Genomic DNA, 17,021 nt, shown 5'->3' on the forward strand with positions numbered 1-17,021 from the left:
CAGGTCAGCCGATGATGTACGGCAGGTTGGTAAACAGGTTGCGCATATAGTCCAGCAGCAGGTTCAGCATCCACGGCCCGGCCACGATAATCGCCACGAACACGGCGATAATTTTCGGGATGAACGACAGCGTCATTTCGTTAATCTGCGTGGCGGCCTGGAGAATACTGATAATCAGACCGGTAACCAGCGCGACAAGCAGCAGCGGCGCGGCAACGGCAATCGCGATTTTCATCGCCTCCGTGCCCATCATCATGACCGATTCGGGTGTCATTGCCGTTCCTTAACTGTAGAAACTCTGCGCCAGCGAGCTGACCAGCAGCTGCCAGCCGTCGACCAGCACAAAGAGCATGATCTTAAAGGGCAGGGCGATGGTCGCGGGCGGCACCATCATCATCCCGAGCGCCATCAGGACGCTGGCGATCACCAGGTCAATAATCAGGAACGGAATAAAGATGGTAAAGCCAATCTGGAATGCGGTTTTCAGCTCGCTGGTCACATAGGCGGGCAGCAGAATACGCATGGGCACCGCTTCCGGTCCCTGCAGCTCGCCGGTGTTGGACAGGCGGGCAAAGAGGGCCAGATCCGCTTCGCGCGTCTGACGCAGCATAAATTCCCGCAGCGGCTGCGCGCCTTTATCCAGCGCTTCCTGCATGGAGATTTTATCTTCGCTGAACGGCTGGTAGGCGTCGGTGTAAATCTTATCGATCACCGGCGACATAATGAAAAAGGTCAAAAACAGCGCCAGCCCGAGCAGAACCTGGTTTGGCGGAGCGGAAGGGGTGCCGAGCGCGTTTCGCAGCAGACCAAAAACGATGATGATGCGGGTGAAGCTGGTCATCATCAGCAGGATGGCCGGAATAAACGTCAGCGAGGTGATGAACACCAGCGTCTGAACCGGAAGCGACCAGCTTTGGCCGCCGCCCGCGAGCGGGGTAGAAACCAGACCGGGCAGTTGCGCATAGACCGCGGGAGTAAACAGGCCAACGCCCGCAAGCGTCAGGGATAACAAACGGCGCATCAGGATCTCCCGGAACGCTTAAGCAAACTCTTCATCACGGACTGGAAATCCGCAGGGGCCTCTGCACGCTCGTCCACCACAGCAGGGGCGGGCGGCAGTTTATGTAACACGCTGATGTTTGACGCCGTGACGCCCAGGACCAGGCGCGCGTCGTCCACCTCGACGATGACCACGCGTTCACGCGGCCCCAGCGTAGTGCTGGCGCTGACCTTCAGCCCGCGGGCACCGGCGGTTTTCCCCGCCAGGCCAAAGCGCTTCGCCAGCCAGGCGGCGATAAGAATAAAGGCAATAATACCGAACAACGCCCCGCTCACCTGGAGCAGAGGCGAGCCGGGAACGGCAGAAGGTTGCGATACTGTTGCCTGGGTTTTCATGCTTAACGGCTCAGACGACGCATACGTTCAGACGGGGTAATGATGTCGGTGATGCGTACGCCGTATTTATCGGCCACCACCACCACTTCACCCTGAGCAATCAGATAGCCGTTGATCAGAATATCCAGCGGCTCGCCGGCCAGACCGTCAAGGGCTACTACGGAGCCCTGCGTCAGGCGCAGCAGCTCTTTAATGGTCATGCGGGTGCGTCCCAGCTCAACGGTCAGCTTAACCGGGATATCCATAATCAGGTCGATATCCTGCAGCGTGCCGCTGACGTCACCGCCGCCAAGCTGCTGGAATACGGCATCCGCTGCGCTTTTGGCCGGGGTCGCTTTTTGCTCGTTTAACGCGTCAGCCCACAGATCGTCCAGTGCTCCGCTGTTTTCATCGGACGGATTGTTCATGTCACTCATTTGGGCTGTTCCTCATTCAGCGAATTCAAAATCGGGTTGATCAAGTGCTCAACGCGTAACGCATACTGACCGTTAATCGTGCCGTACTGGCTTGTCAGCACGGGGACACCATCCACATGGGCAATAATGCGGTCGGGTTTTTCTATCGGCAAAACATCACCGGGTTGTAATTTCAGGATCTGAGATAACCGCAGCGGGATATCGGCGAAGCTCGCCACCAGCTCAAGCTGCGAATGCTGGACCTGGCGGACCAGGTTTTCACGCCAGTTCTGGTCTTCGTTGCGCGAGTTCTCCAGCGGCGGGTTAACCAGCAGCTCGCGCAGCGGTTCGATCATGCTGAACGGCAGGCAGATGTTGAACTCGCCGGTCAGGTTACCGATCTCCACGTGGAACGGCGTGTTCACGACGATATCGTTCGGGGAGGTGGTGATGTTGGTAAATTTCACCTGCATCTCAGAACGGACGTACTCCACTTCCAGCGGGTTAATCGCTTTCCACGCGTCGCTGTAGGACTCCAGCGCCAGCTTCAGCATGCGGTTAATGACGCGCTGTTCGGTGTGGGTGAATTCGCGACCTTCTACTTTGGTCGGGAAACGCCCGTCGCCGCCGAACAGGTTATCCACCGCGATGAACACCAGGCTTGGGGAAAACACCACCAGACCGGTGCCGCGCAGCGGCTTCAGATGAATCAGGTTAAGGTTGGTTGGCACCGGCAGGTTGCGGGCAAACTCGTGATACGGCTGAATGCGGATCGCACCGACCGTAATATCCGGGCTACGACGCAGCAGGTTAAACAGCCCCATACGGAACTGACGTGCAAAACGTTCGTTAATGATCTCCAGCGCCTGCAGACGTTCACGTACCACGCGACGCTGGGTATTCGGGTCATAGGGACGAATATCGCTATCGCCGCCAATACCCGGTTGCGGATCATCACTTTTATCGCTGTCGCCGTTGAGCAGCGCATCGATTTCTGCCTGAGAAAGAATACTGTCGCCCATGTCGTTACCGCAGAATGAAGGCTGTATACAGAACGTCAGTGACTTCCTGCTTAGGTTGGCCGTTTACCAGCGGGGTCGCCAGCGTTTGTTTAATGGCGTCGACCAGCTTTTGCTTACCCACATCGGTGGCCAGCGCCGAAGCGTCCTGACGAGAGAACAGCAGCAGAAGGCGGCTACGCACCTCCGGAAGATAATCATTCAGACGCGCGCGCGTGGCTTCATCCTTCAGGCGCAGCGTAATACCGACATACAGCACACGATCCGCGTCACCGAGGTTCACGGTGAAGGTGTCCAGAGGGAAAAATACCGGCGCCGGCGGTGGTGCAGGTTCGGCTTTGGCCGCAGCGGTCGAAGGTTCCTGCTGCATACGCCAGTAACTATAGCCCGCGGTAGCGCAGGCGGCGAGCGTGATCAACACCAGCAGCGGGATCCAGATGGAACGCTTACTTTTTTTGGTGATAGCGGAGTCAGTCATCTGATACGAGCTTCCTGTTTCGGTACAGCTTAATAAGGTGATTATCCCGTGTCCTGCTGTCGTCAAAGCGTGGAAAAGACGGGGATAATCACGCTACCTCTGGCGTTTAGGCGAAGATGTCTACGGCACTGTTACCGCGCGCGGCGGATTGCAGAGCGGCAGGGACAGGCAGTAACTCATCGCTCTCGTCATTAAAGCCGCCGGTGTTGCCGGAACGCGAAGCCTGGTGCTGCTGCTGGGATGAGGACTGCTGCTGCCCGGCAAAGCTCTCGCTGCTGACGCTGCTTTGCGCAAGCTGAATGCCGTTCTCCGCCAGTGAGGTTCGCAGGACCGGCAGCGCGGCTTCCAGCGCCGCACGGACATGGCTGTGCGCAGAAACCATCTGCAGCTGCGCCTGGTTATCATCCAGCTTAAGCGAAATTTGCACCTGACCCAGATCTTCCGGGTGCAGACGCAGCTCGGCTGTCTGCTGGCCCTGTTTAGTGAACAGGGTGATGTGCTGGCTCAGGGACTGCTGCCATTCATGCGTACCCAGAGGCTGGCTTAACACCGGCGCGGTGGCGACGGTGGCGGCCGTCTGACTGGTCGCATGGCTGGACATAATCGGTGCCAGGGTTGCCGTCGGTGAGGCTGAGGAGGAGGAACTGGCAAGCTCCTGCTTCTCTGCCGTTGCGGCCACGGCCGGCGTGGCCGGCGCGTTACCCGACAGGGCCGGGTCGCTGTTTTTCGCCTGGCTCTGATAAGGCGCAGCACTCTGGGCTTTATCATGGCTTCCCGGAAGCGCGTTCAGGGACGGCTGGCCCGCGCCGTTTTGCGTCAGCGCCGCTGAACTCAGCGTTGCGGTGGCGGACACACCGTCACTGCCTGCCGCACGTGAGGTGCTGGTCTGCTGGTGCGGCAGCATGGCCATCAGCGCGCTTAACCCGGCCAGCTCCTCTTCGCTCAGCTCGTTTTTGCCGTCATCTTTGCTGTTGACCGCATTAAGCGTTTTCAGGGCATCACCCTTTGACAGCGGCACCAGCCCGGTTACCAGCGTATCAAGCGACGTGACGGGCGACGTTTCATCGCCATTCAGCGCAGTTTGACGCGAGAGCAGGTCGGCAATTTTGGCCTGCAGGGTGGTATCCCCTTTGGCGTCCTGAGCAACGTGGGACAGCTTGCTGCCGGCGGCTTTCAGGTCAGCCAGCGTCAGGGGCGCATCGTTGCCCTTGCCCGTCGCGTCCGACAGGGCGCCCGCAAGCAGCGCGAGAAAGTCCTGTGCACCGTCGGTGCCTTTTCCTGTCTGCGTACCGCCTGACAGGTCGCTGTCGCTCATCAGCAGTTGTTGCAGTGTGATCATTCCGGTTTCCTCATTGATGCGCGCTGGGCAAACTCATCCATTTTTTTCTGATCCAGGCGGTTTTCCGCCAGGGTCGTTGCCGCAATCTGTCGGTCCTGTAAGGTCTGCCAGGCCTGCAGTCGCTGCTTCTTCTCGCGCCAGAAATTCAGCGCGGTATCGACTTTCTGGGTCCACTGGTGAAGCTGCTGGCGATGCTGATCTATCGCCTTCTCCAGCGTCTGGATAAACTGCTGATAGTTAATCCAGCGCTGGCTTCCAATGCCCTGTGTCATATCGGTATTGAGGTTGGTGCGATATTCATGCTGATAGTCGATTAACATCTTCAACTGTTCTTCAGCCTGCTGGCACCCGCGTCGCATTGCGCCAAGCTGCAATGCGGCATCATCAACTTCTTTTTCAGCCAGATCTTTCAGCGTTGATAACGCGCTGTTTTGCGCCATGACCTTCGCCCTCCACCTGTGTTACACCTGCGGGAAAATCAGCTCCAGAGCCTGAATTGAATCTTCCCAGTCGGCACGTTCAAAAATGCCTTGTTGCAAAAATGCCTCCAGCTGCGGCCACAGGGTAATCGCTTTGTCGAGCATCGGGTCGCTGCCTTTGGCATACGCCCCCACGCTGACCAGATCGCGGTTGCGCTGGAAGCTGGAGAGGAGTTGTTTAAAGTTACGCACGCGGGCGTAGTGTTTCTCGGTTATCAGCGCCGTCATCGCGCGGCTGATAGAGGCTTCAATATCTATCGCCGGATAGTGTCCGGCTTCGGCCAGACGACGAGACAGCACGATATGACCGTCAAGGATCGCGCGCGCGGAGTCGGCAATCGGATCCTGCTGGTCATCGCCTTCGGTCAGCACCGTATAGAACGCGGTGATGGAGCCGCCGCCGCTGATGCCGTTCCCCGCACGTTCCACCAGGGCAGGGAGTTTGGCGAAGACCGAAGGCGGGTAGCCTTTGGTCGCCGGTGGCTCACCGATAGCCAGCGCGATTTCACGCTGCGCCATCGCGTAGCGGGTCAGCGAATCCATGATCAGCAGCACGTGCTTGCCGCGGTCACGAAAATCTTCGGCGATGCGGGTGGCATAGGCTGCCCCCTGCATACGCAGTAACGGCGACACGTCCGCCGGTGCGGCAATGACCACCGAGCGGGCTCGGCCTTCCGCACCCAGAATGTTTTCAATAAAGTCTTTTACTTCACGACCGCGCTCGCCGATCAGGCCCACGACGATAACGTCCGCCTGGGTGTAGCGCGCCATCATGCCGAGCAGGACGGATTTACCCACGCCTGACCCGGCGAACAGGCCCATACGTTGCCCGCGTCCCACGGTCAGCAGGGCGTTAATCGGGCGCACGCCGGTGTCGAGCACATGCTCGATAGGGGTTCGCTGCAGGGGGTTAAACGGCTGGGTAATTAATGCGCCGGTTTCGGTGGTGTCCGGGGAGGGCAGCCCGTCGAGCGGCTTCCCGCTGCCGTCCAGCACGCGACCCAGCAGGGCAGGACCAAGCGGCAGCTGTTTCCCGCTTTGCAGCCCATCGCCGGACGTGTTTTTGGCATACACGCGCGCGCCGGGCAGAATACCTTCCACCTCTTCAAGCGGCATCAGGAACAGGCGCTGGCCGTTGAACCCGACCACTTCGCTTTCTACTTCACGCGTTTCAAGACCGTCCTGACGCTCAATCACGCAGGTCGCGCCCAGCGGAAGCTGCAGGCCGGTGGCCTCCAGGACCAGACCGGTGGCGCGCGTCAGCCGCCCATAACGACGAACAGAGGGCAGTTGCGCCATCTTCGTCTCAAAGTTGTCGAGCGTGGTGAGCCAGCGGGTGAGGCGTGCGGTCATCAGACGACTCCCGGTGCCGCCAGGCGACACAGTTCCTGCCAGCGGGTGGCGACGCTTGCATCCAGATCGCCTTCATCGGCAGAAACTTTGCAGCCGCCGTGATGTAACGACGGGTCGCCGCGCAGACGCCAGCCGTGCAGGTTTAGCGTCGCACCCAGGCTCTCTTCCACGCGCTGCAGGTCGTCCGGGTGGACGCGCAGCTGCGGCTTCCCGCTGAACAGCGGCTCCTGCTGCAGCAGACCCTGAATTTGTTTGATTAGCGCCGTGTTATCCACCACGGGCGTCTGGCCGATCACCTGACGCGCGGCTTCCAGCGCCATCTGCATCAGTCGCGAGGCAATCACGCTGTCCAGCGCGTCCAGCGTGTGCTGAAACTCGCTGACCAGCTGCTGCATGCGGGCATGGATCGGCGCCTGCTGCTGGCGCGCCTGATCGATACCGTGCTCTAACCCTTTCGCCAGGCCTTCCTGATACCCCAGCTCGTGGCCTTTCTGTCGGCCTTCGTTCAGACCGGCATTGTAGCCCTGCTCGTGCGCCTGCATTTGCAGCTGAGCCAGCATTTGCGCCTGCTGCTCCTCTTCGCTCAGCTCGGGCTGCTCGACGTCCGGGTCAAGCGCCTCGGTCGGGATCGCGGCTGGCGTGAACTCGGAGAGGGGAGGGGCCAGATCGTCCGGCGTCCAGCGCTTCCACGGCAGCTCATTAGACATAGGTGTCGTCTCCGCTGCCAATCACCATCTCGCCGGTTTCCGCCAGACGACGAACAATAAGCAGAATGGCTTTCTGTTCGTTTTCCACCTGAGACAGACGAACCGGGCCACGGTTGGCAAGGTCGTCGCGCAGGATATCGGCCGCACGTTGAGACATGTTGCGCAGGAACTTCTCGCGCAGCGGCTGCTCGGCGCCTTTGAGGGCGATAAGCAGCGACTCGGAATCCACTTCCTGGAGCAGGCGCTGGATGCTGCGGTCGTCCACTTCGACGAGGTTTTCGAACAGGAACATCTCGTCGATGATTTTCTGTGCCAGCTCGCCGTCGAATTCGCGAACCGCCGTAATGACGGCCTCTTCCTGCTGCGTTTTCATCAGGTTGATGATTTCTGCCGCCGTTCTCACGCCGCCCATTTTGCTGCGCTTGAGGTTCTGGCCGTCGAGCAGGTTGTTCAGCACCTCGGTCAGCTCCGCCAGCGCGGCAGGCTGAACGCCGCCGAAGGTGGCGATACGCAGCATCACATCGTGACGCAGGCGCTCTTCGAACAGCGCCAGAATATCGGCCGCCTGACCACGTTTGAGGTGGACAAGGATGGTGGCGATAATCTGCGGGTGCTCGTCGCGAATAAGGTCCGCGGCACTCTGCGGTTCCATAAAGTTGAGCGTTTCGATACCGCTGGCGGTATCGCGCGTTTCCAGAATATCTTCCAGCAGGCTGGCGGCACGCTCTTCGCCCAGCGCCTTGACCAGCACGGAACGCAGGTAGTCGTTGGCGTTGACGTTCAGCGCGGCAAACTGTTCGGCTTCCTGCTCAAACTCCGACAGCACTTCGGTCAGCTGCTTGTTGGAGATTTGACGCACGTTGGCCATCGCCGCACTGAGAATTTGCACTTCCCGCTGGGAGAGGTGTTTAAACACCTCTGCCGCGCGATCTTCGCCAATGGTCATCAGCAGGATGACGCTTTTATCGGTGCCCGTAAGCGTATTACTCATGTTCGTTACCCATCCACTGACGGATGACCAGCGCCACGACGCGCGGATCGTTATCTGACATTTCGCGAATGCGCTGGCTCATCACCTCGGCACCCATGCGCTGGTTAGCGCGGCGCTGCTGCATCTGTTCATCTTTGCTGAGGCGCACTTCAACCGCTTCTTCCGTTTCCTGACGCGCATTCATCTGCTCGCGAGCCGCTTTTTCGGCTTCAGCACGGCGCTGGAGCTGAGGACGAACGCCCTTGCGCCACAGCAGCCACGCGACAATCAGCACCAGCAGCCAGCGTCCTGCGGACATCAGCTGGTCGATAAACGCCTGCTGTTGCCAGAACGGCAGTTCACCGCCGGTCTCTTCCACCGAGTTGAACGGTGAGTTCACCACGTTGAGGGTATCGCCGCGCTTCTCGGAGTAACCCATCGCTTCACGGGTCAGGTTTTCAATCTGCTTCATCTGCTCGGCGGTCAACGGCAACGGTTTGCCATCCGCCAGCGTTTTGTAGTTCACCACTACCGCAACGGAGAGACGCTGAATATCGCCCACGTTCAGTTTAGTGTGGCGAATCGTTCTATCCACTTCGTAGTTCGTGGTTTCGTTACGGCTGCTGTTTCGTGGACCGCTGTTCGTCGCCGTTGAGGTGGTCTGCTGGTTATTCTGCTGGCCGTTCTGCTGATTGGCCGGCGGCGTAGAGATCGGCGCCGCGTTAGCCGGGGCAGGCTGGTTAGACAGCGCGCCCGGCACGCCGCCCGGGTTTGCGCCGCCAATCTGCTCGCTGGTGTTGATCTGGCGCGAACGCATAACCGCCTGCGCCGCATCGCCGTTCGGGCTGTACTGCTCTTCGGTTTGTTCTTTATTCGAGAAGTCGATCTGCGCGGTGACCTGCGCGTGCACGTTGCTGTTGCCCACCACCGGACCCAGGATCGCTTCGATACGGCGCTGGAGACGGCTTTCCACATCGGCGGCATATTTCAGCTGCGCGTCATTCAGATCGCGACCGGCGGTATTGGATTGCGTCAGCAGGTGACCGCTCTGGTCAACCAGCGTCACGTTACCCGGCGGCAGACCGGCGACGGCGCTGGAGACGAGGTGCGTCACCGCGCTGATTTGCCCTTCGTCCAGCGCGCGGCCAGGCTCGAGGTTCACGGTCACGGAAGCCGAAGGTGATTTCTGTTCGCGGACAAATAAGGAAGGTTTAGGCATCGCCAGGTGCACGCGGGCACTCTTCACCGGGCCTAATGTTTCAATGGTGCGGGCCAGCTCACCTTCCAGCGCACGCTGGTAGTTCACCTGCTCGCTGAACTGGCTGATACCGAATTTTTCCTGATCCAGCAGCTCAAAGCCTACCGCGCCGCCCTTCGGCAGCCCCTGCTGGGCCAGGCGCAGACGCAGTTCGTGCACCTTATCTGCCGGGACCTCCAGCGCACCGCCATTATCGGCAAAGCGATAAGGGATGTTCATCTGGGTCAGCTGGGTGACGATGGCGCCGCCATCCTGATCGGAAAGGTTACTGTAGAGCGTCCGGTAATCAGGGCTTTTCGCCCACAGGACCATCGCTACAAGGATCGCAATTGCGGCAGCGCCTGCCACGATCAACGGGATTTTAGGATTCGCGCGAAGGCGGTTCATCCACTCGAGTGATTTATTCTGCGGCGCTGTCGATGCTGTTGCACTCATTGCGCACCTCTTAAATCCTGGTGGTTTACGTTATTCGTGTAGAGAAACAAAACTGACTCCCGGGTCGGCAAACACGACAAATGTTCCATATTGATGGCCCTGCCATTATTTGATGATTCGTGATTTTCTATGCGTCAAATAACCTGGTTTTTTCATGCTATTTACCGCCATTATCTTATTGACAAGCTGTTAGTCTTGACCGCGTAAAAAACCATCCAGGGGAGAGTCATGGCTATACAGGGCATTGAAGGGGTAATCAGTCAGCTGCAGGCAACGGCGATGACGGCCCGTAATCAGAATGTGGCAGATCAGCAGCCGAGCATCAGCTTTGCAGGGCAACTGCATGCCGCTCTTGACCGTATCAGTGATACCCAGACCGCAGCGCGCACGCAGGCAGAAAAATTCACCCTCGGCGAGCCGGGCGTGGCGCTGAATGATGTGATGACCGATTTGCAAAAAGCCTCGGTTTCCCTGCAGATGGGGATCCAGGTGCGTAACAAGCTGGTGTCGGCTTATCAAGAGGTCATGGGGATGCAGGTCTAAGACCTGTCGATCTTCGCTGGCAGCCGCAGCGCTTTAATGCCACAATATTTTTTTCTTCGAATGCAGGAAAGATGATGAAAAAAATAGCAATTGCTGGCGCGCTGCTGGCACTGACCGGGTGCGTTCAAGTCGATAATTATAAAGAGGTGATCAAGCATCCTGTCCCGGCGCATCTGGCGGGATACTGGCAGTCAAAAGGGCCGCAGAGCAAAATGGTCAGCCCTGAAGCGATTGCCACGCTGGTGGTGACGGAAGAGGGCGATACGCTGGACTGCCGTCAGTGGCAGCGCGTGATTGCCGTGCCGGGTAAAATCATGCTGCGTTCAGACAGTTATTACAACGTGACGCGCAAGCTGGATATTTATCCGCTGGAGCGCGATGGCTCGACGCTTGAGTACGACGGGCTGGAGCTGCAGAAGGTCGATCGCCCAACGGTTGAGTGTGCCGATTACCTGAGCAAGCATCCGCTGGAGAGTAAACTACCTTAGCCGTTTGTTGCCGGGTGGCGCTGACGCTTACCCGGCCTACAAAAGTGCCTTCCCGTAGGCCGGGTAAGGCGAAGCCGCCACCCGGCATGGTTTCTACAACGCATCCTCAATTACCCACACGCTTACGCTTCCGCCTTTGCAGGTAAAAGTCCCTTCGCCATCCTCCGCCGTGGTGACCGTTTCTTCGCGATTGCCGAGAAAATCACGCCACGTTTTGTTGCCGTAGTTTTCCCCCAGGCAAATTACCTTCTCGCCGTCGTCCCCGTTCGACATCACCACCACGCAGCCGGGATCGTCTTCCGTGCCGCTGCGGCTGAAGGCGATGCAGTTAGGATGGTCAAAAAAGAGCGTCTGCACGCCGTGGGCAAATCGCTGGCGCGCGAGGATCAGCTCGTGGAGCTGCTCAATCACAGGCATATCAATATGGTACGTTTCACCGTCTCCACCCGTATCGTCATAGCTGGCGCCAAAGAGGTCAGGATAAAAGACGCTCGGCACGCCATTTTCCCGCAGCAGGATCAGCGCATACGCCAGCGGTTTAAACCAGGCTTCGACCGGGGCTTCCAGCGCCTGCAAAGGCTGGGTGTCATGGTTTGCGACGAGGGTCACCGCATGAAACGGATCGGCTTCCACCAGCGTGCCGGTAAAGATTTGGCTCATGTCGTAATCCCGGCCCTGACGTGACGCCTCGTGGAATTTCATCTGCAGGGGGGCATCAAACAGCATGGTTTTGCCTTCGACCTGGTCGATATAGGCCTGAAGTTTATCCACCTCATGGGACCAGTATTCCGCCACGATAAACAGCGGCTGGTCGGCGACCTCCTGGACGTGGTCAATCCACTCTTTGTAGAACCAGGCGGGAATATGCTTGACGGCGTCCAGGCGAAAACCGTCGCAGCGCGTCTGTTCCATGACCCAGCGGGCCCAGTATTTGATCTCCTCGGTGACGGCGTGATTGCGAAAGTCGATATTTTCGCCCATCAGATAGTCGAAGTTACCCATCTCATCATCAACCTGATCGTTCCAGCCTTCGCCGGTGTAGTCGTTGACGATTTTAAAAATGCCGTCTTCATCGGGGTTTTCAATGTGGTCGACGCCGCTGAAGCATTTGTAGTCCCAGATAAACTGCGAATATTGCCCGGCGCGGGCAGGGAAGGTATAGCGGGTCCAGGCTTCACACTCGATGACCTCATCGTCGATCTGCGTGCGATCCTGCTCGTTCACGCGCTGAACGCGGACGGGCTCTTTTTCATCGGCACCCATTTTGTGGTTCACCACCACGTCCAGCAGTACGGCAATGTCGTTGCGCTTGAGGGCGTCGATGGCTTCCAGCAGTTGCGCTTTGTCACCGTATTTCGTGGCGATACTGCCTTTCTGGTCAAACTCGCCCAGATCGAACAGGTCATAGGAGTCATAGCCGACAGAATACCCGCCTGACGCGCCTTTATAGGCGGGCGGGAGCCAGATCATGTTAATGCCGATTTCGTTAAGATTGGGGGCTAGCGCCGTGACCTCTCGCCACAATTCACCGCCAGCAGGGTAGTACCAGTGAAAACATTGTAACAGGGTGGGGTTTTTCATCGTCCGTGCTCCATATTGAGAACACAGTGAGTATGGGTGAAATGAGAATAAAACGCGGATGAAATAACAAAATTTTATTCATCCGCAAAATACCATATTCAGACTAGAGATCTGATGGAAAGAGAACATTTCCTGATAAACGTCCATATGTTGAGTTCAGATTATGTTGTCTCGACGTCTGTCCAACTAATGCTTTCAGCTCTTCCATACGCTGGTGCAGCAAGGTTTTCAACTCGATTTCATTATCGAGTATTTTTTTCAGAATAGGGCGTATTTGAGCCTGAATATGAGGCGGAATTTCGCTGGCATCCTGGAACATAGTCAGTTTTTCAACTGATGTCAGGTAGTCAACTTCGTAAGCGATAAGCTCATCCCAGCGCCCCGCCTGGGTGAGAACAAGCATAATGTTACTGGTTGTTAATAACTGCTGATAATGTTGGAGCAAGCTGAGATGGACGTCCATTAGTAATTGTCCCGCATGTTTTGAGAATGAGGGCCTATCTCTTTCCAGGCATCAGCAATGTTATTGAGTAACTCCACTACTTCATTAATGGCATTGATGTCGTTATGAAGATTAGCCTGTAAAAGACGCCTGGTCATATAGTCATAAAGACTATCGAGATTTGCCGCCAGGTCGCCACCGACCTCATGGTTTAGACCTGACTGCAAACCGTTGCTGATGATATTGATTGCTTTACTTATGGCCTGCCCTTTACCGGGAATATCACCTTGTTCAATCAAAATGATGGCTTTCTTCATGGCGCTTAATGCGCCATCAAAAAGAAGCACAACCAGTTGATGTGGGCTGGCACTCAGAACGGCCGATTCAACGCCGACCTGAGCATATGCCTGAATTCCCGATTTTGTATACATGGTAAAACCTCAATTCATCATTTATTAACGGTTCATGGCGTTGAACTGTTGGGTCAGATAGCTTCCGGTCTGATCCATCTTTGAGACAAGCTGGCTCAGACTGGTAAATTGCGTTTTATAACGTGCCATGGTGGCAGTGATCTGCGCGTTTACGCGATCGTATTCGTCCGACAGTTTTTTCAGCGTCTTGTTGATGCCCGCGGTGGCATTCTGTACGGAACCATCAGTTCCGAGCATGTCTTTCAGCAGACTGCTGGTCTGGGTGGCAAAACCGGTGGTTTTTCCATCGCCGGACAGGAATGCGACGACGTCGGCCGATTTTTCGTTCAGTGCCTTGTTGAGCTTGGTACTGTCCACCGTCAGCTTACCGGTGATATCCTGCGTAATCCCAATCTGCGATAAGGTGGCCAGATCGCCTGAGCCCTGACTAGCCGAAATCATCGAGCGCAGGCGGGTCTGAATATTACGTAGCGTTCCGTCGCCCAACAGATCGCCATTGCTGCTGTCCTGGTTGGTGCTTCCCTGATCGACCGCCGTATATTTCGTCTGATTGGCAATGGTGGTCTGCAGAGAGTTATACGCATCCACAAAAGCCTGAATGGCATCGGTCATTGGCTGGTTGTCTTTGACAATTGACAATGTCTCCGGGCTGCCTTTATTGGTCTTCGTCAGGTTTAGGGTAACGCCCTCTGGTGCATCCGTGATGGCATTACTGCTACGAACGATCTCGATACCGTTGATATTGACTTTAGCGTCGGCAGCTGGAACCTGTTCACTCATCACATTGGTGGCGCTGGATGGATTGTAGCTGACGTATTGTGCCAGTTGACTATCATCCGTCGTAATGGTCATCTCGTTTGCTGTACCGGTATCACGGGAAGTCAGCGCTAAGTAATAACTGTTGTCATCCGCTTTGATGATGCTGGCGCTTACGCTTCCCTGCTTGGCGTTAATAGCGTCACGCACATCGGCAAGGCTTGTCTTATCGCTCGCCAGGGTGATTGTTAACGGATCTTTCTGCCCCGGCTGAGTGATTGTGAGGGTGCGCGTGCTCATGCTGCTGTCGCCGAGTTCTGTATCCTTGCTGCCGACTTTAGGGCTCAACAGAGACTGCGCTGCCGCCAGTTGCGTTACTTCAACGGAATAAGATCCTGCAGCTGCGCTGCTGGCAAGCGTCGCACTAAACGCTGTGTTAGTGCTGGAAACCTTTGATTGTGCAATAGCAGAGGTATTTTTTAATGCATCTGAAGCAGTCTGTAATTTAGTGAGTGCTGTCTGCACCACCCCCCATGCTGTCAGCTTGGCTTTATATGACGTTTGCTGGGTAGTGATAGGCTTTAGCTTGGTTTGCTCAGCTGTCTGTAAATTGTCATACAACGTATTGAGGTCCAGTGAAGTACCTGCGCCGAGTGAACTAATACTTGCCATTTTTTCATCCTTTATTGAGACAATCGCTGGATGGTCTATCGGCAGAAACGAGAAAAAGATTAGCGTTATTTAAAAAAAACAATGCGTAAATAAAGAGGGAGAAATTCGGGCAGTTTACAGGTTTAAAAAAATGATTTTTTTTCCTAAAGCTTGAGAAAGGGCGGTCGATAACCTCATTGACGGTGAGAAAGCCGTAGGCAGATGCCTAAATCTGATAACTTTTTCAAAGGAATACATCATGGCTGTTATTAATACTAACACCCTGTCTCTGATGACTCAGAACAACCTGAGCAAATCTCAGTCTTCTCTGGGCACCGCGATCGAGCGTCTGTCCTCCGGTCTGCGCATCAACAGCGCGAAAGACGACGCTGCTGGTCAGGCGATTGCTAACCGTTTCACCTCTAACATCAACGGTCTGACCGTTGCTGCACGTAACGCCAACGACGGTATCTCTCTGGCGCAGACGGCAGAAGGCGCACTGAGCGAAATCAACAACAACCTGCAGCGTATCCGTGATCTGACCGTTCAGGCACAGAACAGCTCTAACTCTGCTTCCGACATCGACTCCATCCAGGCTGAAGTTAACCAGCGTATGGAAGAAGTGAACCGTGTGACCAAGCAGACCGATTTCAACGGTATCAAAGTTCTGGATACCGGTACAGGTTCAAGCACCTACAACTTCCAGGTTGGCTCTAAAGATAATGAAACTATCGGTATCACTCTGAGTTCTAGCGATAGCTTCAACCTGGCAGCTGCTGGCAACACCGGCGCGACGCTGAACACCAAAGCGATGACTTCTGGTGATGTTGTTAACGGCAACCAACGTACGACTGCAGCAGAAGGTTTTGACGTTCTGCACGGTGCGGTAACCGGTGGTACAGGTGGTACCGCAGCAGGTTCTACCCCACTGGCAGACATCGATAAGGCAATCAAATCTGTAGACAACCAGCGCAGCCTGCTGGGTGCCTCTCAGAACCGTTTCGAGTCCACCATCACCAACCTAAATAACACCGTGAACAACCTGTCCGCTGCCCGCAGCCGTATTCAGGATTCCGACTACGCGACTGAAGTGTCCAACATGTCCCGCGCACAGATCCTGCAGCAGGCTGGATCTTCCGTACTGGCGCAGGCCAACCAGGTTCCACAGACCATGCTGTCCCTGCTGCGTTAATCGCCGTTATGACAGACAAAAAGCGCCGCATGTCGGCGCTTTTTTTCTTTTAAAATCAAGATGAAATAAGAAAAGAAAAAAAGATCAAAAGATCTAAAGTTTGTAAATGCCCTGTCGATAACCTTTATGAAGGCGATGAAGCCCCTGGCAGCTAGCCGGAACTCATAATCAATTAAAGGATACTTATCATGGCAGTGATTAATACTAACACTCTGTCGCTGATGACTCAGAACAACCTGAGCAAATCTCAGTCTTCTCTGGGCACCGCGATTGAGCGTCTGTCCTCCGGTCTGCGCATCAACAGCGCAAAAGACGATGCTGCTGGTCAGGCGATCGCTAACCGTTTCACTTCTAACATCAACGGTCTGACCGTTGCTGCACGTAACGCCAACGACGGTATCTCTCTGGCGCAGACGGCAGAAGGCGCACTGAGCGAAATCAACAACAACTTGCAGCGTATCCGTGATCTGACCGTTCAGGCGCAGAACAGCTCTAACTCTGCTTCCGACATCGATTCCATCCAGGCTGAAGTTAACCAGCGTATGGAAGAAGTAAACCGCGTGACGACTCAGACTGACTTCAATGGTATTAAAGTGCTGAACACTGGCACTGGCTCCAGCAGCTACAGCTTCCAGGTAGGTTCTAAGGATCAAGAAACCATTTCTATTAGCCTGAGCAGCTCTAACTCCTATAACCTGTTCAACGCCTCCGGCGCAACCTCTGTTACCACTGGTCAGACTATCAATGGTAATGCACGTTCTACTGCTGCAGAAGGTTTCGACGTTCTGAGCGGTACCGTGACTTCCGGTGGTACTACCGATGGTAACCCGCTGGCAGACATCGATGCGGCAATCAAATCTGTAGACAACCAGCGCAGCCTGCTGGGTGCCTCTCAGAACCGTTTCGAGTCCACCATCACCAACCTGAACAACACCGTGAACAACCTGTCCGCTGCCCGCAGCCGTATTCAGGATTCCGACTACGCGACTGAAGTGTCCAACATGTCCCGCGCACAGATCCTGCAGCAGGCTGGCTCTTCTGTACTGGCGCAGGCCAACCAGGTTCCACAGACCATGCTGTCCCTGTTGCGTTAATTCTGATAACGCCAA

General features: G+C 56.0%; 20 protein-coding genes. 4 read left to right on the forward strand and 16 right to left on the reverse strand.

What is annotated here, in order from left to right:
- Positions 1-4 precede the first annotated feature (4 nt).
- The 12 genes from fliQ to fliF form a co-directional block, all read right to left on the reverse strand.
- Positions 5-274: a flagellar biosynthesis protein FliQ gene (gene fliQ, locus N6P30_RS16630; RefSeq protein WP_008500315.1), complete on the reverse strand. Its 270-nt coding sequence runs from the start codon at positions 272-274 to the stop codon at positions 5-7.
- Between the two features lie 9 nt (positions 275-283).
- The gene (fliP, locus tag N6P30_RS16635; protein ID WP_023293873.1) at positions 284-1,021 is read right to left on the reverse strand and encodes a flagellar type III secretion system pore protein FliP; all 738 of its coding nucleotides are present in this window, start codon (positions 1,019-1,021) and stop codon (positions 284-286) included.
- The gene (fliO, locus tag N6P30_RS16640) at positions 1,021-1,395 is read right to left on the reverse strand and encodes a flagellar biosynthetic protein FliO (RefSeq protein WP_021241389.1); all 375 of its coding nucleotides are present in this window, start codon (positions 1,393-1,395) and stop codon (positions 1,021-1,023) included. The genes fliP and fliO overlap by 1 nt, the downstream gene beginning before the upstream one ends.
- Before the next feature lie 2 nt (positions 1,396-1,397).
- Entirely contained in the window at positions 1,398-1,811 is a 414-nt protein-coding gene (gene fliN, locus N6P30_RS16645) for a flagellar motor switch protein FliN (protein WP_008500318.1), read from the reverse strand.
- Positions 1,808-2,812, reverse strand: a complete 1,005-nt coding sequence (gene fliM / locus N6P30_RS16650) for a flagellar motor switch protein FliM (RefSeq protein WP_008500320.1) — start codon at positions 2,810-2,812, stop codon at positions 1,808-1,810. The genes fliN and fliM overlap by 4 nt, the downstream gene beginning before the upstream one ends.
- A 4-nt stretch (positions 2,813-2,816) precedes the next feature.
- Positions 2,817-3,287 carry a flagellar basal body-associated protein FliL gene (gene fliL / locus N6P30_RS16655; protein WP_021241388.1) on the reverse strand — a complete coding sequence of 157 codons (471 nt, stop codon included), beginning with the start codon at positions 3,285-3,287 and terminating at the stop codon, positions 2,817-2,819.
- Positions 3,288-3,393: 106 nt separating this feature from the next.
- Entirely contained in the window at positions 3,394-4,626 is a 1,233-nt protein-coding gene (fliK, locus tag N6P30_RS16660; protein ID WP_023293874.1) for a flagellar hook length control protein FliK, read from the reverse strand.
- Positions 4,623-5,066, reverse strand: coding sequence for a flagellar export protein FliJ (gene fliJ / locus N6P30_RS16665; RefSeq protein WP_021241386.1), 444 nt, complete (start codon positions 5,064-5,066; stop codon positions 4,623-4,625). The genes fliK and fliJ overlap by 4 nt, the downstream gene beginning before the upstream one ends.
- Positions 5,067-5,087: 21 nt before the next feature.
- The gene (gene fliI / locus N6P30_RS16670) at positions 5,088-6,458 is read right to left on the reverse strand and encodes a flagellar protein export ATPase FliI (RefSeq protein ID WP_008500325.1); all 1,371 of its coding nucleotides are present in this window, start codon (positions 6,456-6,458) and stop codon (positions 5,088-5,090) included.
- Complete coding sequence (fliH, locus tag N6P30_RS16675; protein ID WP_008500326.1) at positions 6,458-7,165, reverse strand: flagellar assembly protein FliH; 708 nt, start codon at positions 7,163-7,165, stop codon at positions 6,458-6,460. Before fliH ends, fliI begins: the two co-directional genes overlap by 1 nt.
- Positions 7,158-8,156, reverse strand: coding sequence for a flagellar motor switch protein FliG (gene fliG, locus N6P30_RS16680; RefSeq protein ID WP_008500327.1), 999 nt, complete (start codon positions 8,154-8,156; stop codon positions 7,158-7,160). The genes fliH and fliG overlap by 8 nt, the downstream gene beginning before the upstream one ends.
- Entirely contained in the window at positions 8,149-9,828 is a 1,680-nt protein-coding gene (fliF, locus tag N6P30_RS16685; protein WP_021241384.1) for a flagellar basal-body MS-ring/collar protein FliF, read from the reverse strand. The genes fliG and fliF overlap by 8 nt, the downstream gene beginning before the upstream one ends.
- 228 nt (positions 9,829-10,056) lie before the next feature.
- Between fliF and fliE the strand changes: the two genes are divergently transcribed.
- Together fliE and yedD are read left to right on the forward strand one after the other, a co-directional pair.
- A complete protein-coding gene (fliE, locus tag N6P30_RS16690; RefSeq protein ID WP_008500329.1) occupies positions 10,057-10,371 on the forward strand; it encodes a flagellar hook-basal body complex protein FliE in 315 nt (104 codons plus the stop codon).
- Positions 10,372-10,445: 74 nt separating this feature from the next.
- Positions 10,446-10,859 (forward strand): lipoprotein YedD, encoded by a 414-nt coding sequence (gene yedD, locus N6P30_RS16695; protein ID WP_023293875.1) that lies wholly within the window; start codon positions 10,446-10,448, stop codon positions 10,857-10,859.
- A 93-nt stretch (positions 10,860-10,952) separates the two neighbouring features.
- On the opposite strand, the gene amyA is transcribed toward yedD, so the two are convergent.
- From amyA to fliD, 4 genes are all read right to left on the reverse strand, one after another.
- A complete protein-coding gene (gene amyA / locus N6P30_RS16700) occupies positions 10,953-12,440 on the reverse strand; it encodes an alpha-amylase (RefSeq protein WP_023293876.1) in 1,488 nt (495 codons plus the stop codon).
- Between the two features lie 103 nt (positions 12,441-12,543).
- Complete coding sequence (gene fliT, locus N6P30_RS16705; protein ID WP_023293877.1) at positions 12,544-12,903, reverse strand: flagella biosynthesis regulatory protein FliT; 360 nt, start codon at positions 12,901-12,903, stop codon at positions 12,544-12,546.
- Positions 12,903-13,313, reverse strand: coding sequence for a flagellar export chaperone FliS (fliS, locus tag N6P30_RS16710; RefSeq protein WP_023293878.1), 411 nt, complete (start codon positions 13,311-13,313; stop codon positions 12,903-12,905). Before fliS ends, fliT begins: the two co-directional genes overlap by 1 nt.
- A gap of 24 nt (positions 13,314-13,337) precedes the next feature.
- On the reverse strand, positions 13,338-14,741 hold the full coding sequence (gene fliD / locus N6P30_RS16715) for a flagellar filament capping protein FliD (RefSeq protein WP_023293879.1): 1,404 nt from the start codon (positions 14,739-14,741) through the stop codon (positions 13,338-13,340).
- Between the two features lie 238 nt (positions 14,742-14,979).
- On the opposite strand from fliD, the gene N6P30_RS16720 reads away from it, so the two are divergent.
- A complete protein-coding gene (locus N6P30_RS16720; protein WP_023293880.1) occupies positions 14,980-15,912 on the forward strand; it encodes a flagellin in 933 nt (310 codons plus the stop codon).
- Positions 15,913-16,100: 188 nt separating this feature from the next.
- The gene (locus N6P30_RS16725; protein WP_044596654.1) at positions 16,101-17,006 is read left to right on the forward strand and encodes a flagellin; all 906 of its coding nucleotides are present in this window, start codon (positions 16,101-16,103) and stop codon (positions 17,004-17,006) included.
- Positions 17,007-17,021: the final 15 nt, after the last annotated feature.

It is taken from the genome of Enterobacter sp. PL1 (genome assembly GCF_945957325.1).
Classification (GTDB): Bacteria; Pseudomonadota; Gammaproteobacteria; order Enterobacterales; family Enterobacteriaceae; genus Enterobacter; species Enterobacter roggenkampii.